The following is a 21,905-nucleotide window of genomic DNA, read 5'->3' on the forward strand; positions in this document are numbered from 1 at the left end:
CTAGGTCAATCTCGTCTGCTGCCGGTCGAGCGCGCTCGCCAGAGAAGTGTTTCATCTTGCGCTCTCGACGACGCCATAGCAATTCGGCTTCAATCAGCTGAGGAAATTGGTTGGAGGACGTGGCCTTTAAGAATGATTTTGGTGCAATCGATCTCGCCTATTATCGGTTCTAGGATCGACAAATCTTCACTCGTGGAGAAAATCACCTGTTGTCCGCGACCCTTTGATGTTGCTGCTCGTCGCAACAGCTGCTCGAAGCTGACCTTCGAAGATGATTGCTGACGCGGTTCGTCGAAGACCAAAACACCTGGATGGTTCGTGCTGTAAGAAGCGGCCAGTTCGAGCAGCCCAAGCTGATAAGCCCATTTCAATCGTATTGCATCGCTTGCGGATGTTTCAAAACCGATCTCAAAACCCTCAACTTCAGGGCGATACGTATCCTGGGAGATAGCAAGATCGTCGGGTTGAAAGGTTTTAAATCCAAACTGCCGCGCCTGTGCACGTAGCAATTCAGACAGACGGTTGAGCTTTGCCTTATCGCTGTCGGATAGCTCATCGTCAGGAAGCGCGCTTCTCTGTTGAAGAAGCGTCATGTACTGCTCAGACAAGGCGCTGAAACCGTTCACCGCGTCATCAAAAAGAGACTGCAGCTCGGAGAAATCTCGAATCTTCCGTTCAATCAGAATGCGTTCTTCGATCGCTGACGCCGAAACGCTCGTCGCCGGTGCCACTAGGTCAGCTCTTAGTGTTCTAATTGCCGTGTAGGCTTCGCTGAGGTCTCGATTTAGCTGTGAAAGTAATCCTTCACGCTCTCGATTTTCCTCTTCCTCGCGCCGAAGGATGTCTTCAAACATCCTGATTTCAGACTTGATGTAAGAGATGTTGTCTTCGATAGGCATGATCGATGCGAGTGCATTTTGAGATAGTAAGGTGTCTTGCAATCCTTGTTCGCAGGTGGGGCAGCGGTCAGGGCTGAGGGACCATTGAACGCCTGAAAAGCGCTGTAGCTTTTGAACATCCTGGTTTTTCTGCAGATCTTCTCGCAGAGTCTGGATGCGCCGCGTCAGGGCATCAACGTCCGCTAATTTTACCTGCCTCACCCCGTTTAATGAAAGGCGCTGGACATTGAGGCTCTCTGCGTGCGCGATCACCTCGGCGAGTTTGGCTTCTATAGCTGGCACATTGTCGGACACAACCGGTACTTCGGCTTGGGAAATAGTGTCGAGTTCGGACTTCAGCTCCCTAAGATGCTCATCAAGTGGCGTCCACCCACCTTGTGTTGCTACTGACACAAACGCTTTCGTGATCGCGTTCAAATCAACGATTGGCTTTCTACCGAGTGCCTCAATGCGGGAGGCAGATCGATTCAGCAGCTGGCTGAGGTCTTGCCAGTTTGTCTCCCACCTGCTGGTAAGAAGGTTGATGCGTTGATCTAACTGTTCACGTTTGCGTTCAATCTCATAGGCCTCGAGCTCCGCGATGAACTCGACCGCTCGTTTATGGACTTCTCGAATGCGGAAATATGTCGGGATGGCTGCGGGAATGGAGGACCACCCGGACTTTTGCTCCACCCAGAAAAGCGGGAACACGGTTTCGAGATAGAGCTTGATGTCTTCCTTCTCGTAGCCCCGAACTACGGGGAGCTCCCAGCCAAGAAAGTTCTCGAAGAAATGATGAAACCCGTCCTCGCGTTGAGCAGCACCCGGATCTCGCACGAAGAACTGCTGGGTCCGATACTGGCCTTCAGGCTCAGACAGGCCAGGGCCGAATTGTACTGTTATTAGGCGGTCATCGAGTTTTGAGACGACAGGGCGATGGACCGTCACTGTTGTGCCGACTGAATTTTCCAGTTCAAGCATCACGTCAGATTCAACGACCCGCACGCTTTCGCCACTATCTGTTATAAGATGGCTTGTCATCGCGTGTGGAAGAGGAATCTCACGGCGAGGGCTTAGCATCCGTTCCAAACCAAGAACGTAAATCATCCCTTGAAGGCAGGTTGATTTACCCATGGTGTTGTCGGCCCAAAGAACATTTAGCCCGTCGGTGAAACCGAGTTCAACTCCGTACCAGCCCTGCTTTGTAAGCGCACGAAGCCTGAGGCGTCTCAATTTGAAGGTCATACAAGATTCTCCGGACGCCAGACCGCTTTCATAAATCCATCAGTCAGCTTCGGCGCCACCTCAGAAAGGAAGGCTCTCTCAGCGTCAAGAACGCCGCTGTCTTTGGCGATTGCCTCAGCTGCTTTGCGACCCTCGTCGGTCAAAACAACCACCGATCCTTTATTGACGCTCACGAGACCCATCGAATGGCTGAGAGCCACCGCGCGGTTTAGCCAAGGCTCGACTCTCACCGAAACGTCGAGTGGACGATACCGTCCCGCGATCAATCCAAGCGCCTCCTCCCGTCCTTCTTCGAGCCGCACATTGTGCGCGAGAAACTGGAGTTTCTGAAAGCTCGCCTTTTTCCCGCGACTGTAAAATACACTTAGGAGCAGTATCGCCATTCCCCAAGCCATCCGCAGGTCGCCGGCGACAGGCTCTGGGCGGACGGTGAACGTGAACTTGGATGTATTAAGTATGTCTAAGAAAGGGCTTTCACGGGACATTTGGGAAATCCAATGGGCATTGCATTATCCATTCAGAGACGGTTCCGAACACGAGTTGATCGATGTTCTCAGGCGATAGATTTGGCGCCGCCCCCTTGATTGCTTCCTTGAGGTTCATAATCTCATCGTTTAGGATGCCGCTTGCCGTAACTGCAGTGGGGCCGGCAAACTCTAAATGGCGCCTCCGGCTTGCAATCACTGTGGCAAGATTGTCATGCAACTCGGGTGCCTGGGATCGAAGAGCACTCATAAGTGCCGCGCCCTGCAGATGATAACGAGTAGCATCCGCAACTGCATCTTCGAGCTTCTGAGGAGTTGTACGCTTCGCGAGCTTCGTGCGAGCGGTTGATAGCAAATCCTGTGAACCCTCCTCCTTCTCCCAAGAGCTAATCTGCGGATTTGTCGGATTCGGAATGCTGAGTTTGATCAACGATAGTTGCGCTGCATTGAGCGTTAGGGCATCAGCGCCGAAAAACGCTTGATCATGAATAAGGACCTCAAAGTCAGTGTCGAGATAAGGCAGTGCTTTCGATCGGAGCTCTGTCGTCTTGTTCGCGCAGTGTATGTTCACGTCCTTGCTGTCGTGTAACGGGCTGAGCAACACCCATCTCTTTATCGGCGCCCCGAGGAAGAGTTTCGATACAATAACGTTGTTTTTTTGTAGTTTTCCAAGATCTTTAGTAATCTTATCTTTTTGCTTTTTCGCGCGTTCAGCGACGCCGATGGGCTCTTCTACCGCGTAACACTGATATGCGACGCTGTCCTTGTTGCAGTAATAGTCGATACCGAGATCACCCTGATCTTTGGCGGGCACCTTGTGGACGTTTAATACGCCATGCCGACAATTCAGGAGGCCAAGCGCAAATATCTCCCAGTCGTCGGGATTCCAAATAATAGTGGTTGACGGCAAGACTTCCCCCAGCATTCAATATAGGCAATCTACATGAAGGACGGTTGCGTGCAATGAGAGACGAGCGGCCGTAGGTAGCAACATTTAAGTTTTTGATCTCATTGGTGGGCGGTCCCGGACTGAATAAGCTGTGGCCTGATGGACCAACCGCAATTTCCCGATGCGAAAGTCGCCATACTCGCGATCACCACGAAATCAGCTGATCCGGGTGCGGTAAAACGGGAGCACGTCTGAGTCGATCGTCGCAACGTCAGCAATCTCAGGCTTGTCGTTCCCGACTTCGACCTGTAGGCGCGCTCTTCGGCATCGAGCCAGCCCGGCAGCATTCGGCCGTGTAGTGGATATCGTTCCGTCGAACTCTCCTGTGGAACAGGCGGCTTCCAAGAGGTCGCCCGACCTTCCCGGCGTTGCGGTGGTCGGGGAGACCCACTACCTTTGAGGGTATAGTCAAGTGACCGCATTTCATTTGCCTGGAGGCGATGTGGATACGCTTTTCAAAGAAGATCTCGAAATTTCACTTCCGCCGCAATTCGCGATAGCTGGTAAAATCCATGGTGCCTCTGTAAGAAAACTTGCCCATCCCGGCTGTAAGCTGATCGCCTCTGCGAACGAGTTCACCGAAAAGCGAGTTCGGGGTCTGTTTCTCCGCAGCCCCGATGGACGGCGCGAGGTGGCGGTGATCCCCCGAAAGACGGACGTGGATCTGCCCAGCGACGAGATACTGCGCCATCCGGCGGCGGTGAGCCTCGCGGAATTCCGGAAAGACCCGACCCCAGGTGTCTGGATCAAGCCCGCCGCCGCCGATGCCAGTAGCATCCCGTTCGAGAAACTCGTAAGCGAATGCGCGGAGATACGCGCATCTTGGCGAGGGGCATTCACCTTTGCCGAAGAGCGCATAGTTGGAGACATCGTTGTCCAGCCCGGTCTCAGGAAGCCGCAAATAGGGGCGATACATGCCGCCCTTGGCCATTGGACCGCTTCTTCCGCCCCAGCAACCATCGTCATGCCAACCGGAACTGGCAAGACCGAGACGATGCTAGCGCTGATGGTCGTGGCCGAGGTCGAGCGGCTTCTTGTCGTCGTGCCGAGCGATGCCTTGCGGACGCAGATCTCGGAGAAGTTCCTGAGCCTCGGGGTTCTCAAGGACAGCGGCTGTCTCGCTGTAGACGCGAAATTGCCCATCGTTGCGACCCTCGATGAAATCCCCAAGTCGGTCGAAGAGGTCGACGACATCTTCAGGCGGGTCAACGTCGTCGTCACGACGATGGACGCGGTCGCCAAGGCAAGCGGAGAAGTCCAGTTGAGGATGGCAGAGCTTGTCACCCACCTTTTCGTTGACGAAGCGCACCACATCGCCGCCAAGACGTGGCGAGAATTCAGAGCCCAGTTCGCAAACCGCATCGTCCTGCAGTTCACAGCGACGCCGTACCGGACCGACGGGCGGCGCGTCGACGGCAAGTTCATCTACAACTACCCGCTCGCCAAGGCATTTGCTGAAAAGTACTTCAAGAAAATCCACTTCAAGCCGATCTACGGGCTTGATCGTGACGACGCCGACCTGCGGATCATCGAGGCCGTCAAGGCCGCGCTGGTCCAGGACGAGGCAGAGGGCCATGTTCATCTTGCGATGGCGCGCTGCCGGATAATCGATACCGCCGTCAAGCTGCATCGCCTCTATTGCAAGCTTCTGCCGGAGTACAATCCAGTCATTGTCTATAGCAGCCTCTCGTCGAAGGCGAAGATGGAGGCTCTCCGGAAGCTGAGGTCCGGAGAAAGCAGGATTGTCGTATGCGTCGACATGTTGGGAGAGGGCTTCGACCTTCCTGAACTCAAGATCGCGGCGCTGCACGACAAGCATCAGAGCGAAGCAGTTACCGTTCAGTTTGTCGGGCGGTTTACGAGGACGAGGAAAGATCTCGGCGACGCGACGGTGATCGCCAACGTCGTGGCCGGCGGCATGCGGGACAGTCTTCAGGCACTCTATAATGAAGACGCCGACTGGAACCATCTGCTCGAAGGCCTCGGAACCCGTAACACTGCCCGCGAAGAGCGGCGGCAGGAAGTATTTGAGGGTTTCGATCTACCACCGACGGATTTTCCGCTGGACCAGGTGACACCTCGCCTCGGTGCGGTCGTCTACGAGACCACTTGCGAGCGATGGGATCCAAACAAGATCGTTGATGCCTATGGGCCCGGCTCCATAGTCGAAGGGCCGTCGATAAATTACGCCGAGCGGCTTGCGATCTGGGTTTTGAAGTCCGAAGAGAAGCTCAAATGGACGTCGATGAGGCAACCCGTAAATACCGCGTATCATCTTTACGCGTGCCACTGGGACGACGAACGTCAACTTCTCTATGTCAGCAGTTCTAACCTGAGCGACCTTCACGCCCGGCTGGCCGAAAAGGTTGCCGGGGCCGACGCGAAGCGAATTCGCGGCGACGATGTTTTCAGGGTGCTCGACGGCTACAAGCGCTTGATCCTCAGCCATCTCGGTCTTTCGGAGGCCGTCCGGAAGCCGATCCGGTATTCCCAGTTCATGGGCAGCGACATAGCTCCTCAGCTAACCGACGATCCTGCCAATCGCGGCCGGATGAAGACGAACATTTTCGGGCAGGGTTACACGGCGAGCGGCAAGTCGACGATCGGGTGTTCCACGAAGGGTAAGATCTGGTCATACGAGTCCGTCCATGGGTTCGCAGGCTGGATGGAGTGGTGCAAGACCATCGGTGCCAAGCTGCAAGATTCATCCATCCAGCCCGACGGTATCCTGCGCCGCCTGGTTCAGCCCACCAAGCTTACTTCGATGCCTCAAAAGCACGCCGTCGCCATCAATTGGCCAGAGGCGGTCCTCCATGTCGATGACGACCGGGTAGATTTGGTTTTCGGCGACGTCTCGGTTCCGTTCTACGATTGCGAGATCCGCATCCTGTCTCAAGTTCCGGGCACCGAGATCGTTATGAGGGTCGGCGGAGATGACAGGTTTGTCGATTTCACGATGACCATAGACGGTTCCGGTGCGCACTATACCCCTACGGTCGCGAGCGGTGTCCGCATCGGTAAAAAGACCACGGATCTGGTTTCATGGTTCAAGGACGATCCGCCTCATATCTACTTCGCTGACGGGAACATGCTTCTGGCGTCCGAGCTACTCAAGCTGCCGGATGACCACGCTCCGCCGTTCGATCCCGAGCGCCTGGTCGTACGCAACTGGACGGGCGTCGACATCAGGAAGGAGTCGCAGGGGAGGGACAAGGACGCGACCAGCATCCAGCGGCGCGTAATCGATGAACTCCTGCAGAGCGGTGGGTTCGATGTCGTCTTCGACGATGACGGGTCCGGGGAATCCGCGGATGTCGTGGCCATCAAGAAGGAGGGCGACGTCATTACGGTGGCGATGTTCCACTGCAAGTACGCGAGCGATGCCACCCCGTCAGCGAGGGTCGGAGATCTCTACGAGGTCTGCGGTCAGACGCAGAAAGCAATCCGGTGGAGGGAGCGGCCCGACCTGTTGTTCGCCCGACTTAGAAAGCGCGAGACTGCGATACAGAAGAGATACGGTCTATCGCGGCTGGAGAAGGGCAGCGTTATCGACCTGATCCAGTGGCACAACCGCTGGAGCGAGTTCGACTATCGTTTCGAGATGACAGCCGTCCAGCCCGGATACTCGAAATCGGAGGCGATCCGGCAGCAAGACAAGGGGCAGCTGGAAATTCTTGCCGCAACGCAATCGCTGCTCATGGACACGTGGGCCATACCATTCACGTTCCAATGCAGTCCCTAAACCGAAGATTTTGAATCTACAGGAAATCGGAAGCGTCAGTCCCTGAGAGTGCTAAATATGGACGATCCCGCTTCCGCTTCGACAGGAAAATTATATGGCCGGTAATGAAGAAGACGTTTTCCGCAAAGCCAAGTCTGAATATCAAGCTCTGCAAATTTTGCAGGTGCTGATGCTCCGTGAAGCGTGTGGTCGGTCTAATGACAGTATTTTGGGGGTGTGCTTGGATAAATGTGGCATGTACGGAGCCCCGGAAGAAATTCGGGCGGTCATAGGTTTCCTTGAGCGATCCGGCTTGGTACGCACGGACAAGGTCGAGGAGTACGTGATCGTCGCGATCACAGATGCGGGCGAACGAGTTGCCGAGGGTAAACAAGTCGTTGATGGAGTGGCGCGCCCGACGCGAAAATAGTGGAGTTGATGACGATACTTCATCGAGCCCGGTCGTGAGAGGAGAAAGATCGGTTGTCTCCAACAAAATCATATGGATACATCATTTCAATGATGCCGCGACTACGGGTGCCAGGTTCGGATCTGTTCAAGGCGTTCCCGATTTCTCAGGTCGGGCACAGGCGATCCTGCTCGGGGCGAGTAGATCCAGGACCTTCTTACAACAATGCTCCTTTCTCGTTCCGACGTGCTTCCGAGGGTTCGCCTCATTCATGCGCGCCTTCGGGCCGCCTGCATGGGCGGCTCCGGCCTGAGTCAGGGTCACCTTCTCCACTCGATCTCAAATTGACCCCGGTGGCATAGGAAGCGGCGAGGATCGGCCCCAGCGTTCCGCCGTGGCCAGGGTAACCCTTTCCGAAGATGCTAGTGGCGACGTTTCCACAGGCGTACAGCCCAGCGATGACTGTCCCGTCGCAACGCATGACTTGCCCATGAGCGGTGGTCCTTAAACCGCCTTTGGTGCCATTATTGCCAGGCAGGATTTCGACGGCATAGAAGGGACCTTCGTTGATAGGTCCAAGGCATGCATTAGGTACGACAGTTGGGTCGCCATAATAGAGGCCGTGAGCGTCTTCCCCACGTTGAAATGCGCGATCACGGCCTTCAAGTGCGTCTTCGTTGAAACGGGCGACCGTATTCCGCAGACCTTGGGCCGAAATCGAGAGTTTATCCGCAAGCTCAGCGAGCGAGGGTTCGGAGTGCATCCAGTTCGGAGCAGCCTCGGTCGGAGGAACTGAGGCGACGGTGTAGCGGGTCTTGAACGCATGGTCGAAGATCAGCCAGGCGGGCCGATTCAGGTACGAAAAAGATCCTGGATCAAAGATATTGAATGCCATTCCAAGATCATTGTATGAGGTCGCCTCGTTGACAAATCGCTCTCCCTTGCTGTTCACCAAAATAGAACCGGGAAGTGCCAGATCTCGAACGATGTTCCGCGTTAGGGGCATTCCATCTAGCTGTTCGCCGGGAATGTGGTATGCCGCTGTCCACCACGCCTCCGTCATATTCGCGACCGCCGCGCCGGCTTCCAGTCCGAATCTCAATCCATCACCGTCATTACCCGGAGGTGTCGTGGCGGCGCTGGTGAAACCGGGCAGGAAAGCGGCCACCATATCCTGGTTCCATTCGAAGCCGCCGGTTGCCAAAATGACGCCGATGCTTGCGGAAATAGCTCCTTTCGCGGTTTCAATGCCGACACAGCGTCGACCTTCGAACGAAAGATCAGTCGCGGGCATGCTGACATGAAAATCGACGCCCGCCTGTGCGCAAGCCTGAGCCAAACCTGCGACCAATCCCGCACCTTGCGTGCGGACATTTCGCCCTTGACGATCTGTGACAATGTCGACAGAAATGCCCTTCTTAGCTTCCGTTGAAGTCACTGGTTGCCGCAAGGTCGAATAGCGCAGTTTCTGGAATAGCAAAGGATCCATGGAGGGCTCGAACGGCAGGGGCTCCACCGAGCGCCCGGTCTTGGCACCTGCCCATCCGGGATGATAATCGGGGCGGTCAACACTGAAAAATCGTAGATCCGAGCGCCCTTCGATAAACCGCAGCATTTCGGGGCCATTCTTCAGAAACGCCAGAAGCAATTCGGAGGACGTTTCGCCGAGCGTTAGACGGTCAAGGTAGATCTTGGCGTCGCCCTCGTCGTCGGCGAAACCGGAAGCAGCCATCACATGATTGTTTGGGATCCAGATGCCGCCACCAGATATCGCCGTTGTCCCACCGATGAGGTGAGACTTTTCGAAGACGCCGACCGATAGTCCTTGATCAACTGCGGCGAGTGCGGCTACCAGACCGGCGCCGCCGCTTCCCAGCACGATGATGTCATAGCTTCGCATGTTTCGTGTTCCTAGATAACCGATCTGCTTACCCGTCTGTCGTGACTGTTCAAGAGGTTCCGGCGGGTTTCTTCCGTCAATGTGAGAATGTTCACACGGACATGTGCCTCAATTTCGCTGGCAGCTTTCTTGTTGACATAGGCTTCGATGATCCACTCATGCCCAGCGAGGGTAGACTTACCGCTGTCCCGGCCCAAAGTGTGAAGGATCGTCGCTTCCGTTCGAGGTTGAATGAAACGGTTGATCATGGCGATCCTCGACCGCAATTGGCCGATCTGATCCACGATCGTGGTGTTTGGGCACCGTCGGTTGATGACAGCATGAAAGTCGAGATTTCCCTGGGTCCAGCTCGGCAGGTCGAACGACGCCAGCGCCTTTGCCATCTCGGCGTTGATAGCCTTCAGCTGTTTGATGTCGCCGGCAGTAATTCTCGGCGCCGCAGCGCCAGTGACGTAGCCCTCCAGCACCGCCAGAAGCTCCATCTGCTCGGCCCAAAGGTCCGGATCCGCGCCCGCGACGATTGCGCCCGAATTCTTGCTGAAGATCACGAGGCTTTCTGCCTCAAGGCGACGAATAGCCTCCCGGACTGGAACCGGACTGATCGACAACTCCTTTGCCAGTGTGTCGATCACTAAGCGCTGCTTTGGCGCATAAAGCCCGCGATCGATCCCCTCCTTGATATAGTCGTATGCGAGCTGCTGCTTGCTTTTTGCTGCTGTGGCAGGTGCCATCACCTTTGCCATGCGGTTTACTCTCCAACGACGATGTCAAATATAAAATCAGATTTGATTTCCCTTCGACCTAGCGGCTTCGACAGCTGTCGGCAAGCCTTACCGCTTCCAAGCCAGGCGTCGTTCCAGGCTTATGCTCAACCTGGAGAGTGCAAAGACGATGATGATGAAAATCAGACCAACCGCGGTCAGATACTCGAATTGCTTGTAGGTGATGGCTGCCTGGGCATTGGCGACATAGACGATATCCTTGACGCCGATGACGCCGACGATGGCGGAATCCTTTAATATCACGATGAACTGATTCAAGAGAAGCGGGATAGCGGTCCGCAGCGCTTGAGGCCAGATGATGATCGAATTCGTTTTCCATCTCGTCATGCCCATGGCAGCGGCTGCTTCCCATTGGCCGCGATCAATGGTGAGGAGTGCAGACCGATAGATCTCGGCGACATATGCTGTGTTCAGCAGTGTCAACGAGATGATGGCCGCAGTAACCGGATCCATTTTCCAGCCGGTGACGCCCGCAAGGGCGAAATATACCAAAAGCACGTAGACGTATGGCGACAGCGAGCGAAAGATCTGGATGTAGAGAAACCCGACAGATCGCCCAACGGGGGATCTGCTTCGCAACAGGGAAACGATCACCCCGCCGAGCGCCATGGAGCAGGCGAGGGTTATTATCGCAATCAGAAACGTAAAGCGCAGCCCGTACAGCATCGCGGGCATGAAATTCAACACAGTTGTCCAACTATTCATGGCGCTCACAGCCCCCTGCTTTCGTTCAGACGGTTCTCGATAATATTCACCAGCATTGAAAGAAGCAGCATGGTCGTGATCAGCAGTGCTGCGACTGAAATGTAGGCTTCGAAAGGCCTGTAGTGGTTCAGACTGATGTCTTGCGCGGCAAAAATAAGTTCTGGTACCGCGACGACGGCAGCATAGGTGGACGCTTTGAAGCAGATCACGAAGACATTAAGCAGAGGTGGGATCACGACTCTGATCACCTGAGGAAATAGAACCGTACGATTGATGCGGTAGTCTGAAAGGCCAAGCGCTTTGCCGGCCTCGATTTGTCCGACGTCGATCGAATTGTAGCCGGTGCGAAAGATCTCGGACGCGAAGGCTGAACTCATAATACCGATCGCGATGATGATCGCCTGCGGACCGGACAATGCCAGACCGAACTTCGTGGCAATACCGAAGTAAATCCACAGAAGCAGGAGATACATCGGGAGACCCCGAACGATCTGCACGTACACGTAGGAAATCCCGTTGGCAATCTTCGAGCGCGATGCGGATCCGAGATATGAGATGAACCCGATGACGCATCCGATCGCGAAGCCAGCAAGCGCAAAATAGAGGTCATAGGCCAGCCCCCAGAGAAAGCGTGGCCACTGCGCCAGAACGATCGAGAAATCGAGGTCCATTTCGTTCCCTTTCAAGCCCAGTTCCATCTTGAGCGTCTGATTATCGATACGCCGACGGAGGCGCTTCGTCAACATCATATACGATTTCATATTGCAAGTCAGATAGTTTCGGTTCATAAATATAGGCAAGGGAACTTCTTGAGGCCCTTCGCGACAGATTGGATGAACGATGCGATTTTCAGGAAAAGCTGTTCTTGTCACAGGCGTTGCGAGCGGTCTCGGGAGAGCAGTAGCGCAGGCGCTGGCGGTCGAGGGGGCACAGCTGGCCCTTGTTGATCGTGCAAGAGAACCGCTCGACCAACTCGTTTCAGAACTTCAAAAGAACGGCTGCGAAGTTATTCATTTCGTCGGCGACGTCGCGCAGGAGCAGACTTCCAAGGAAGCAATTGGTCTGGCTCTTCGGCAGTTCGGCAAGCTTGATATTTTGATCAACAATGCCGGGATCAATCCCACAGGCACCATTTCACAGACTGATCCGGCCACTTGGCAGCATGCTTTAGACGTCAATCTCAAGTCGGCGTACTTGTTTTGTCGGGAAGCCATTCCGCACATGATCGAGGCTGGCAAAGGGGTGATCGTCAATACGGCGTCGATTGCCGGGCAACGCGCCTCAACAGGCGAGTCCGTTTACGGCGTCTCTAAAGCCGGTCTGATCATGCTGACGCGGACAATCGCGCGAGATTATGGAGCGCGGGGCATTCGGGCGAATGCGATCTGCCCTGGCGTATTGGAGAGTGTCATGGCGGATCGTCTGACACGCATGTCTTCAGATCAAGTCCTGGCACGTGATCAGCGGTTTGCGCCAACTGTTCCGCTTGGTCGCTTGGGGACCTACGAAGAAATTGCCAAGTCTATTTTGTTCTTGGCGAGCGAGGATGCCAGCTACGTCAATGGCGCGCAGCTGACAGTAGACGGCGGTCTGACCGCCTAGAAAAATTGCACCCCGCTGTCTCGGGCTGCATGCCGATAACCACATTGAAAAAAGGGGAATGCTCATGCATACGAAGAAAGACAATGAAATGCAGGCTGACCGACGTTCGCTTCTGACTGCCGGGTTGTTTGCCGGAGGCGCTGCGGCCGTGGTGCTGGGAGCTAGTGGTGCCGCCCAAGCTCAGGATGCCAACAAGGAGTCCGTTTTGGACAAGGCGATCCGCACCAAGAAAATTACCGTTGCGGCTAGCCTGAAGTATCCGCCGAACCTCTATCTTAACGATAAGGGCGAACCGGATGGCTATGAAATCGCCATCATCCGCCGAATGATGAACGATATTTCCCCCGACATTCAGGTGGAGTTCGCCGACATGGACTTCGGCCAGATGTTTGCCGCCGTTGAGTCAGGACGTGCCGACATGATGACCACCGGCACGATCTTGCCGAGCCGATCGCTACGGGGGTGGTTTGCAGGTTGCGCCGTTACGTTCCAGCCGGTTTACATCGTCGGACGACAAGCTGCGGAATTGACATTCGATCAGATGAACAACTCCAGCTTCAAATTCGCGGCTCTTCAAGGCAGCTCGCAAGAAGCAAAGATCCGCGCGCTCTATCCCAAAGCCTCAGTATCGGTTTTTCCCGACCAGACCGGAGCCATTGGCGAGGTGATGTCTGGTCGAGCCAATGCCACCCTGCAATCGCTGTTCACGATCGTGAATACCAAAAAGCAAGGCGTCGACCTCGCGATCATCGGCAACGCGCCGGCCTATGTGGATCACAATACGTTCTTCATGCCGACCGGCGATATGAAGATGTACATGTTCGTGACCAACTGGCTGTTGTTCAACGCCGCCGGCGGGATCATCAACTCCTTGTACCGCGAATATATTGGCAAGGACGCAATTGCAGCCGGTCTGCCATATCTCGCAGTCGGTCCTGGCGGCAGCCCGCTTCGCATTGAAGCCTAAGCCTTCTGGGGCGGCTTGACCAGGCCGCCCCGCTTCGGCAAGGAGCGCAAATTGGAACACGTCAATACAAAAAAAACCGTCATCTCGCTGCGAGGTGCAAGCAAATGGTTTCCAAGTCCCGATCTTCCAAACGTTCGGGGTCTGAACAATGTCTCGCTGGACGTTCTCGAAGGGGACGTGGTTGTTCTTCTGGGTCCTAGTGGCTCGGGAAAGAGTACCCTCCTCAGATGTCTTAACCTGCTGACCATCCCGGATGAGGGACACCTAAGGGTGGGGTCGATTGAGTGGGATGCGCAGATCTATCACGGCACGCGCTCAAAGGAACGTCGCTACAAGCGCGACTTCCAAACGCTTCGCCGCGAAACCGGGATGGTTTTCCAACATTTCAACCTTTTCCCTCACATGACGGTGCTGGAAAATGTGATGTGCGGCCTCATCCACACCAAGGGCCTTTCCAAGGCAGAGGCGAGGGAGACCGCACAAAAGGAGCTCTCCAAGGTCGGGCTTGCTGACCGGGCAGAGCACTTTCCCGGTCAATTGTCAGGTGGACAGAAACAACGGGTCGCCATCGCACGTGCTATCGCGACGAAGCCCCTCGCAATGCTCTTTGATGAGCCAACATCTGCCCTCGATCCGGAATTGCGTGGCAGCGTCCTGTCAGTGATGCAGGATCTTGCCAGGGAAGGTATGACCATGGTCGTCGTCACCCATGAGATGGGTTTTGCACGGGCCGTTGGCAATCATATCGTCTTTCTGGAGAACGGTGAAATCATTGAGGAGGGCATGTCTGCCACATTCCTCGACAATCCCAAGACCGACCGCGCAAAACGATTTCTATCGGAAATCGCCTAAAGCCAGCACGGATGACAGAGCGAGGGAATACACGCAAAGGAACGGCCGAAGGTCAGGAGTTCAGAAGGCGTCGAGAAACCGATAGCTCGCAGGGCAAAGGTGCGACAACATCCTAAGGTTTCTCATCGTCGTCCGATAGTCCGGGAGCGAGGCGGTAGCCGGCCAAGACGAGGGTGTCGATGTCCAATGCTGGGCTGATGCACATCAGCGCGCGTTTTGAGCGCTGAAGCCTCACGGTCCGCCGATCCTCTCCTCACGGGCAGCTCAAATAGGAGGCTTGTAGCCTTCGATCTCGCGATGCCACTTGGCCTTACCGCATTGGCCTGACCGGGGCATCGATCAAGCCAGCGGGAGTGGCGTTAGATGATCCCGGAACTGCGATTTATTCCAGACATACTTCCGCGCCGTCCGCTCCATCCCCTCGATTGCCTCGGGCGTAAGCGGGCGTGTTACCTTGGCCGGCATCCCCACCACAAGCGATCCATCAGGGATGTCCATCCCCTCGGTCACCAGCGCGCCTGCGCCGATCAGGCAATTCCGTCCGATCCGGGCTCCGTTGAGAACAGTGGCTCCCATACCGATCAGGCTGCCATTGCCAATGGTGCAGCCATGCAGCATGGCCTTGTGGCCAATCGTACAGCCAATGCCAATGGTCAGCGGAAAGCCGGGATCGACATGTAGCACGCAATGTTCCTGAATGTTGCTGTTTTCGCCTATGACGATGGGTTCATTATCGCCGCGCAGCACTGATCCCCACCATACTGAAGCGCCGGCTCCAAGCGTCACCCGACCGATAACTCGCGCATCCGGCGCGATCCAGAAGTCGCCATCCGCAGGAAGGCTGGGGGAGTGATCCCCTAGCCCATAAAGGTTTGACGGCGCACTCATTCGAAGAAGGTCGCGTTGCGGCCGCCGACGACAATGTTGAACCTGAAGCCTTTCTCAACGTCGATTCCGGGTGTGTCATAGGGCTTGCCGATGTTGCGCTCGAATGCGTCTCCCATCAGGATTGCCATCGGGTCGGTCGCGTTGTTGGGTTCGTCCGGGAAGTACATCTGGGTGACCAGCCGAGCTGATCCGCCGCTGACCGATAGATGAATATGCTTGGGCCGCCAGCGCCCGATGTCAGGGCGGGCCAGATAAGCGCCAGGGCTGATGGTCCAGAACCGGTAGTTGCCGTCATCGTCAGTCAGCACCCGACCCATACCGAGGAAGCGATCGTCGAGCTTCAGGCCTGAGTGATCCTCGACATGGCGGTAACGGCCATAGTGATTGGCGTTCCAGATTTCCAACAGCGTGTTGCGCAGTGGTCTGCCGCTTTCGGTCCGCACGGTTCCCGTCACCTCGATAGGAATGCCGTCGGCGCGGGTAAGATCGGGTGAAATCCGGGTCATATCCCATTCGTTCTGGCGAGAAAGCACTCGCGCGGGCAGGTAGGGCACGAAGCTTTCGCGGGCCGCAGCAGGGATCAGGCGCAGCCGCTTGCGCGGCGTCCGCTGATCAGAGGTGTTGTCGGTCGGCCCTATTCCGAGCTGCCGTCCAAGTTTTGTCATGTTAGCATCCTCCTATCAGCTTTCGAAATCGTCGAAGAACGGGGTCTCATTCTCCCCGGCCATCACTATATCCAGACGATAGACCTCGGCCCCGTCCACCGTGCGTCCGTCCGGTCGCGCGATCAGCCGTGAGCGATCCGCATCGTCCAGTTCGGAAAGCAACGGGTCTTCGTCATTGCCGGGTTGGTCGGCAAAGAAGACCTGCGTGACGATTCGGCTTATCCCGTCTGAGAACAACGTTACCGTGATGTTCGGCGCTCGGCCCTCGGCGGCGCCGGGAAGAATGGTACGGAAGGAATATTCCCCGCTGGCACTGCGAAGCCTACCGTAGCCGTAGAACCAAGGGTCGATATCGGCGTGCCCCGCCATTCTTGGCGTGCGATACACCCCCTTGGCATTGGCCTGCCAGAACTCCATGACGACACCATTGGCCAGATCCCCATGCCGGTCCAGAACGCGGCCGCGAAGGATGATACGCTGCCCGCTGGCCCCGCCGATCACGCCCGGATGAATGCGGGTCAAATCTTCCAGGCTTTCATCTCCGAAATAGATCGGAAAATAGGGGCCGCAGGTGTCTTCATTGGTCGGTGCCAGGGCATTTTCTTTTCGATGCTCCTGTGTCATTGAATTTCCTCCGTTGAACCTATCCGGTTTTAGATATAAAACGTCGGCGCAAATCTTGACAAAAGACTGGCCCGACGCGTGAGCGAATCCTCCAACCATTCCATATACTTCGTCCCTGGCCTCCACCGGGGGCTGCGCGTTCTCGAAATCCTTGGCGAGGCGGGCAAGCCGATGTCGCTTAGCGAAATCTCGCAGGTGATGAAGCTCAGCCGGTCGTCGGTATTTCGCCTGATCTATACGCTGCGGCAGATGGGCTTCCTCAAGGAGGCAGAACAGGCCAACAGTTACACATTGGGCGCACGGGTTTTGAACCTTGGCTTCGCCTACCTCAATCAATTGCCGATCACGACAATCGCACGCCCGCATCTTTCGGCGTTGCGGGACAAGACCGGCGTCAGCGCCCATCTGAGCGTGCTTGAGGGTCACGACGTTCTCTATCTCGGGAGCCATCAAGCGCGCACGGGGTTCGTCTCGAATATGGTAACGGGAACGCGCACCGCCGCCTATGCATCGGCGATCGGATGGTGCCTTCTGGTGTCGCTGAGCGATGACGAGCTTGAGGCGTTTTGCGAGGGGCAGGAGATGACCGCCTATACCGAGCACACTCCGACCAACGCCGCAGCGCTCAAGTCCCGCGTCGATCAGGTGCGCGCCCAAGGTTTTATCGTCTCGCGTGGGTTCCGGGAACCCGGCGGATCCAGCGTTGCGGTTCCAGTGCGCGACAACAGCGGGAAGGTTGCCGCATGCATCAATATCTCTGGGCCGGACACCGGCTTCGACTTCGATCGGCTTGATAGCTTCTACATCCCCGAAACCCGGGCGACTGCGTTGCAAATCTCGCGCGAGATGGGATATGGCGGGCCTGGCTGACATCAGCTTAGACCAAGGATAGTGCGGGCCTCCCCGGAGCTGGCGATCGTGCCGCCAAGGCTGTGGATGATGGAAGTGCCCTTTTCCACCAGTTGCGCGTTCGACCGGCAGTATTCACCCTTCTCGATATAGGCCGTGTCCTCCATCCCGATGCGGCAGTGACCGCCCAGAAGGAAGGCTTGCGCTAGCATCGGGAAGGCCATCCGTCCAATCCCGAAGGCTGCCCATTCCGTCTCCTCCGGCAACTGACTGACCAAGTAGGCCATGGTCTCGGGGTTGGCCACCGCGCCGAAGCGAACGCCCAACACCATCTGCACCATCAGCGGTTTCTTGATAACGCCGCGCGAAAGGAAATCCTTCAGCATGTGCAAATCGCCGGAATCGAAGATCTCGATCTCAGGCTTTACGCCGGCCGCGTAAATCCGCCCTGCCATGATCTCCAGGTTACGTGGCGTGTTGATGACGCTAGCTTGACCCGACCACATGGTGTTGAAGTCGAGCGTGCAGATATCAGGACGCAGCTCTTCGACATGGGCCACGCGCTTGTCGGGTGCACAAAGCGTCGAGCCGGGCGCGGCAATCTGCGGATCGTCGTCAGAGGGGATGAAACGGCCGCCCTCACCGGTGGTCAAATTGAGGATGACCTCCTCATCCTGTTCTCGGATCCGCTGCACGAGTTCGCGATAGAGCTCGAGCCGCATTGAGCCCTTGGCGGTCTCGGGATCGCGCACATGCAAATGCACGATGGAGGCTCCCGCCTTGGCAGCGTCCAACGCCTGTTCGGCAATCTGTTTCGGCGTGATCGGCAAATGCGGGCTGTTTTCAGGCGACATCAAATTGCCGGTGATGGCGGCTGTCAGGATGGTTTTCTTGACCATGTCACTTCTCCACCTTGTTAAGAACCGTTTCGACCGCTCGCGCGAGCAGGTCAACGATGCGCGCGATCTCGTCCGGGGTCGAGGTATAGGACGGGGCGAGCAGGACGTGGTCTCCATTCGTCCCATCGGCGCAGCCCTGCGCCGGGTAGCACATCAAGCCGAGATCAAGCGCGGCTCTCTGGATCTTTTGCGATAGCCTCGCTGCGGCAGGAAAGGACGCCTTTGAGGCTTTGTCCGCTACCAGCTCTACGGTCCAGAACAAACCTCGGCCCCTGACATCACCGATATTGGGATTTTGGCCGAACCGTGCGTTAAGCGCGTCACGCAGCTGTTCCCCGCGCGCCCTGACGTTTTCAAGCAGGTTCTGGTCCTGGATCACTTTCTGCACCGCAAGCGCGCCGGCAGTGGCGACGGCGTGGGACATATAGGTGTGTCCGTTCCAAAGAAGGCCGCTACCGTTCTGAATCGCGGCAACGACCTTCTCGGCGGCCATGACGGCGGCGATCGGCTGGAATCCCGCGCCAAGACCCTTGGCAAGCGTTGTGATGTCAGCGGCTATACCTTCCTGTTCCAGCGCGAAAAGGCTGCCGGTGCGCCCCATGCCGCACATGACCTCGTCGGCGATTAATAGAACGCCGTGCCTGTCACAGATCTCGCGAATGCGCTGAAAATAGCCTCTCGGAGCGGGTTGCGTGCCGAGCGAAGCCCCGACCACCGGCTCCGCCACGAAGGCCATGACGGTGTCGGGACCAAGTTCGCGGATGCGCTGGTCCAGCAGGTTCGCCATGCGCTCTGCGAATGCAGCCTCGGATTCGCCGTCGTGGCGCATCCTGTATTCATAGGCGGCGTCGATGTGACCGACGTCCATCAACAGCGGCCGGAAGGGTGCCCGCCTGCCGGCGTGCCCCCCGGTCGCCAGTGCTCCCAGTGTGTTGCCGTGATATGAGGGGGCCCGTGCGATGATCCGCGTACGTGCGGCTTCCCCGCGTTCAAGATGGTACTGCCGCGCAAGTTTCAGCGCCGCCTCCATCGCCTCGGATCCGCTGCCCAAAAACATCACCCGACCATCGCCTGTGCCTTCGGGTGCGCGTTCCACAAGGAAACTCGCAAGCTCCTCGGCCGGTTCGTTGGTGAAAAAGCTCGTATGCGCAAACGCGACCCGGTCGATCTGTCTCTTGATGGCGGACCTGACCCTTTCGTTATCGTGGCCGAGGCACGACACAGCGGCGCCGCCGCACGCATCCAGGTAGCGCTTACCGCTCTCGTCGATCAGAAAGTTTCCGTCTCCGCCGACAACAGTTGGAAGCGTCGCGTCGAGAGAGCGGTGCAGCACGTGGGACATGGGCTCGATTCCGTCTTGCATATAGAACAGCGTTTTGTATACTAAACAACATTAAAGGACTCAAGCGATTTCCTCTCGCGGTGGAAATATGGAGTTTGTCGTCATGGGCGCTTTGGCCGGCCTTCGGATTATCGAGGTATCGCAGGTTCTCGCCGGGCCGTTCTGTGGCTATCAGTTTGCATTGCTTGGGGCAGAGGTTATCAAGGTCGAACTGCCCCACTCGCCCGATTGCGCGCGCGGGCGCGGTCCTTTGCCTGCATTGAATGCGGACGGAATAGGACTGACCTACCAGGTGCAGGGTGGCAATAAGAAGTCGCTGGCCCTCGACTTCCGCGCCGAACCGGGGCGTGCGGCGCTTCTCAAGCTGGTCGAAAGAGCAGATGTCTTTCTGGAGAACTACTCCACCGGGGTGCTGGATGGCTTCGGGTTGGGCTATGAGGATTTGCGAAAGTGCAATCCGAAGATCGTTCACTGTTCGATGACCGGGTATGGCGAAACGGGGCCGAGGGCAACCAAGGGCGCTTATGACAATACGATTCAGGCCAGTTCGGGTACCATCGCGCAATGCGACGGCCAGAAGCCAGGAGTGTCCTTTGTCGATTACGCGGCTGGTTATTCTGCTGCTTTCGCCATTTCCGCCGCGCTCCTGCAACGCGAACGTACAGGGGAGGGATGCCATATCAGCGCCTCTATGTTGGAGGTGGCGCTGTCGCTAATGGCGCCGGAAGCAGCATCGAAACAGGTCCCCGAGGCAAGGCTGAAGGTTCCCGAGGCGGGTATTTCGGCCTTTGACACGGCGGATGGCCGCCTGATGCTGGGGGCTTTCAAGCCGACACAATATCGCAAGCTCGGCGCGTGCCTCGCGTCGCTGGGTCATAATATTCCACTTCTCGCTGGCGTCAGCGACTGGAACGATGTCGAGAGCCATTCAGCCGCGATCCGCGCCTCGCTCGAGCCGGTATTCCGCGAGCGCACCGCAGAGGAATGGCAGGCGGTTCTCGAAGCCGCCGACATTCCTGCCGAAAAGATCCTGCCGCTGGAGGAGGCCGTTGCCTCGCCTCAGATTGCAGCACGGGGCTATTTCGCACCGTCTCCCGACGATCCCTCGATCCCCCTGCCGCTCGCCGCCTATCGGATGAGCCTCGGCGGTCCGATGCTAACTGGCGCGCCGCCCAAACTGGGGCACCATAACTACCAGATTTTGGAAGGTCTGGGATATAGTCCGGAAGAGATCGCGGCACTTCGGAATTCTGGGGTGATGCAATGACTCTCCGGCTGACCGCAGAACCGGCCTTCTATTTGCCGGAGGAGTTACGCCACAAGGGCGAGCCGTCTGCCTGGGCCAAGATGACCCGCCCGGGGCAGCCGATCCATTCTTTCCTCGAGGCTGCCTTCTTTGACGAGGCGCGCAGCCTGTGGCTTTCGGACGTGCCCTATGGCCGCGTGTTCCGCGTCTCGCCCGAAGGCGCGTGGGAAGTAATGCACCGGATCGACGGCGAACCCCATGCCATGCGCATAGCACCGGACGGTCGCCACATCGCGGTGGACTACCGCCAAGGACTAATCGAGTTGACCGGTCATGATAGTTACAACGTGCTGACGACCGGCTTCGAAGGCCAGTCTTTCCTTGGGCTTTCCGATATGTGCTATGGAAAGGACGGCACGCTTTGGTTCACCGATAGTGGCCGCACCTCATTGAGCGATCCGCGCGGGCGGGTCTATTGCATTTCGGCCGCGGGCGACATGCGCCTGCTGCTCGATCGCGTCCCCTATTCCAACGGGATTTGCCTGTCGCCGGACGGCGCCTGGCTCTATATTGCCGCGACCCGTGCCAACCAGGTCTGGCGGTTGTCCACCTGCCTGCCCGAGATGGGTCAGCCGATGGCGGGCACTTTCTTGCAACTCTCCGGCGGATTAGGGCCAGACGGACTGGCCACCAATGCCCGGGGTTGGCTGGCCGTGGCGCAGGCGCAGGCCGGGCGAGCGTATGTTTTCGACGAGCTCGGCGACCCGATCGCCGAGGTTCGCTTGCCTAAAGGGCTTTGGACAACTTCCGTGACCTTCCACCCGGACGACCAGACCCGCCTTTTCATTGTCGATGCCCAAACAGGCACCGTTTTCACCGTCGACATTCCTGATTGAG

The 21,905-nt window shown here is 57.0% G+C and carries 20 protein-coding genes; 8 read left to right on the plus strand and 12 right to left on the minus strand.

Annotation, left to right across the window (positions count from 1 at the left end):
- Nucleotides 1–89: 89 nt before the first annotated feature.
- Genes J5286_RS21415 through J5286_RS21425 form a run of 3 tightly spaced genes read right to left on the minus strand, consistent with a single transcriptional unit; the run spans nucleotide 90 to nucleotide 3,518 of the window.
- Entirely contained in the window at nucleotides 90–2,123 is a 2,034-nt protein-coding gene (locus J5286_RS21415) for a hypothetical protein (RefSeq protein WP_142843355.1), read from the minus strand.
- Nucleotides 2,120–2,608, minus strand: coding sequence for a helix-turn-helix domain-containing protein (locus J5286_RS21420; RefSeq protein WP_142843356.1), 489 nt, complete (start codon nucleotides 2,606–2,608; stop codon nucleotides 2,120–2,122). The genes J5286_RS21415 and J5286_RS21420 overlap by 4 nt, the downstream gene beginning before the upstream one ends.
- A complete protein-coding gene (locus tag J5286_RS21425; RefSeq protein WP_237681482.1) occupies nucleotides 2,598–3,518 on the minus strand; it encodes a hypothetical protein in 921 nt (306 codons plus the stop codon). Before J5286_RS21425 ends, J5286_RS21420 begins: the two co-directional genes overlap by 11 nt.
- Before the next feature lie 451 nt (nucleotides 3,519–3,969).
- Between J5286_RS21425 and J5286_RS21430 the strand changes: the two genes are divergently transcribed.
- Nucleotides 3,970–7,299: a DEAD/DEAH box helicase gene (locus J5286_RS21430; RefSeq protein WP_142843357.1), complete on the plus strand. Its 3,330-nt coding sequence runs from the start codon at nucleotides 3,970–3,972 to the stop codon at nucleotides 7,297–7,299.
- Nucleotides 7,300–7,393: 94 nt separating this feature from the next.
- Complete coding sequence (locus tag J5286_RS21435; protein ID WP_142843358.1) at nucleotides 7,394–7,708, plus strand: VpaChn25_0724 family phage protein; 315 nt, start codon at nucleotides 7,394–7,396, stop codon at nucleotides 7,706–7,708.
- Between the two features lie 244 nt (nucleotides 7,709–7,952).
- Here J5286_RS21435 and J5286_RS21440 read toward each other — a convergent pair whose 3' ends face one another.
- The 4 genes from J5286_RS21440 to J5286_RS21455 all read right to left on the minus strand — a co-directional run bounded on the left by J5286_RS21440 (nucleotide 7,953) and on the right by J5286_RS21455 (nucleotide 11,823).
- Nucleotides 7,953–9,587, minus strand: coding sequence for an FAD-binding protein (locus J5286_RS21440; RefSeq protein WP_142843359.1), 1,635 nt, complete (start codon nucleotides 9,585–9,587; stop codon nucleotides 7,953–7,955).
- Between the two features lie 11 nt (nucleotides 9,588–9,598).
- Nucleotides 9,599–10,330 carry a GntR family transcriptional regulator gene (locus tag J5286_RS21445; RefSeq protein ID WP_142843360.1) on the minus strand — a complete coding sequence of 244 codons (732 nt, stop codon included), beginning with the start codon at nucleotides 10,328–10,330 and terminating at the stop codon, nucleotides 9,599–9,601.
- A gap of 87 nt (nucleotides 10,331–10,417) precedes the next feature.
- Nucleotides 10,418–11,074: an amino acid ABC transporter permease gene (locus J5286_RS21450; RefSeq protein ID WP_237681488.1), complete on the minus strand. Its 657-nt coding sequence runs from the start codon at nucleotides 11,072–11,074 to the stop codon at nucleotides 10,418–10,420.
- A 5-nt stretch (nucleotides 11,075–11,079) separates the two neighbouring features.
- On the minus strand, nucleotides 11,080–11,823 hold the full coding sequence (locus tag J5286_RS21455; RefSeq protein WP_161596375.1) for an amino acid ABC transporter permease: 744 nt from the start codon (nucleotides 11,821–11,823) through the stop codon (nucleotides 11,080–11,082).
- 91 nt (nucleotides 11,824–11,914) lie between these two features.
- Between J5286_RS21455 and J5286_RS21460 the strand changes: the two genes are divergently transcribed.
- From J5286_RS21460 to J5286_RS21470, 3 genes are all read left to right on the plus strand, one after another.
- Nucleotides 11,915–12,676: an SDR family NAD(P)-dependent oxidoreductase gene (locus J5286_RS21460; protein WP_142843363.1), complete on the plus strand. Its 762-nt coding sequence runs from the start codon at nucleotides 11,915–11,917 to the stop codon at nucleotides 12,674–12,676.
- A gap of 64 nt (nucleotides 12,677–12,740) precedes the next feature.
- Nucleotides 12,741–13,643 (plus strand): substrate-binding periplasmic protein, encoded by a 903-nt coding sequence (locus J5286_RS21465; RefSeq protein WP_161596376.1) that lies wholly within the window; start codon nucleotides 12,741–12,743, stop codon nucleotides 13,641–13,643.
- 51 nt (nucleotides 13,644–13,694) lie between these two features.
- Nucleotides 13,695–14,495 (plus strand): amino acid ABC transporter ATP-binding protein, encoded by an 801-nt coding sequence (locus J5286_RS21470; protein ID WP_269835159.1) that lies wholly within the window; start codon nucleotides 13,695–13,697, stop codon nucleotides 14,493–14,495.
- Nucleotides 14,496–14,834: 339 nt separating this feature from the next.
- Here the strand turns inward: J5286_RS21470 and J5286_RS21475 are convergent, their stop codons facing one another.
- Genes J5286_RS21475 through J5286_RS21485 form a run of 3 tightly spaced genes read right to left on the minus strand, consistent with a single transcriptional unit; the run spans nucleotide 14,835 to nucleotide 16,672 of the window.
- Nucleotides 14,835–15,383, minus strand: a complete 549-nt coding sequence (locus tag J5286_RS21475) for a gamma carbonic anhydrase family protein (RefSeq protein ID WP_142843365.1) — start codon at nucleotides 15,381–15,383, stop codon at nucleotides 14,835–14,837.
- Nucleotides 15,380–16,048, minus strand: a complete 669-nt coding sequence (locus J5286_RS21480; protein WP_142843366.1) for a dioxygenase family protein — start codon at nucleotides 16,046–16,048, stop codon at nucleotides 15,380–15,382. The genes J5286_RS21475 and J5286_RS21480 overlap by 4 nt, the downstream gene beginning before the upstream one ends.
- 15 nt (nucleotides 16,049–16,063) lie before the next feature.
- On the minus strand, nucleotides 16,064–16,672 hold the full coding sequence (locus tag J5286_RS21485; RefSeq protein WP_142843367.1) for a dioxygenase family protein: 609 nt from the start codon (nucleotides 16,670–16,672) through the stop codon (nucleotides 16,064–16,066).
- A 78-nt stretch (nucleotides 16,673–16,750) separates the two neighbouring features.
- Between J5286_RS21485 and J5286_RS21490 the strand changes: the two genes are divergently transcribed.
- Entirely contained in the window at nucleotides 16,751–17,542 is a 792-nt protein-coding gene (locus J5286_RS21490; protein ID WP_142843368.1) for an IclR family transcriptional regulator, read from the plus strand.
- A 2-nt stretch (nucleotides 17,543–17,544) separates the two neighbouring features.
- Here the strand turns inward: J5286_RS21490 and J5286_RS21495 are convergent, their stop codons facing one another.
- A complete protein-coding gene (locus J5286_RS21495; RefSeq protein WP_142843369.1) occupies nucleotides 17,545–18,420 on the minus strand; it encodes a beta-keto acid cleavage family enzyme in 876 nt (291 codons plus the stop codon).
- Between the two features lies 1 nt (nucleotide 18,421).
- Nucleotides 18,422–19,762, minus strand: coding sequence for an aspartate aminotransferase family protein (locus J5286_RS21500; RefSeq protein WP_142843370.1), 1,341 nt, complete (start codon nucleotides 19,760–19,762; stop codon nucleotides 18,422–18,424).
- A gap of 88 nt (nucleotides 19,763–19,850) precedes the next feature.
- Between J5286_RS21500 and J5286_RS21505 the strand changes: the two genes are divergently transcribed.
- Together J5286_RS21505 and J5286_RS21510 are read left to right on the plus strand one after the other, a co-directional pair.
- Entirely contained in the window at nucleotides 19,851–21,029 is a 1,179-nt protein-coding gene (locus tag J5286_RS21505; RefSeq protein ID WP_142843371.1) for a CaiB/BaiF CoA transferase family protein, read from the plus strand.
- Complete coding sequence (locus J5286_RS21510; RefSeq protein WP_142843372.1) at nucleotides 21,026–21,904, plus strand: SMP-30/gluconolactonase/LRE family protein; 879 nt, start codon at nucleotides 21,026–21,028, stop codon at nucleotides 21,902–21,904. Before J5286_RS21505 ends, J5286_RS21510 begins: the two co-directional genes overlap by 4 nt.
- Nucleotide 21,905 lies beyond the last annotated feature (1 nt).

The sequence above is a fragment of the Rhizobium sp. 16-488-2b genome, assembly GCF_017741815.1.
GTDB lineage: Bacteria > Pseudomonadota > Alphaproteobacteria > Rhizobiales > Rhizobiaceae > Rhizobium.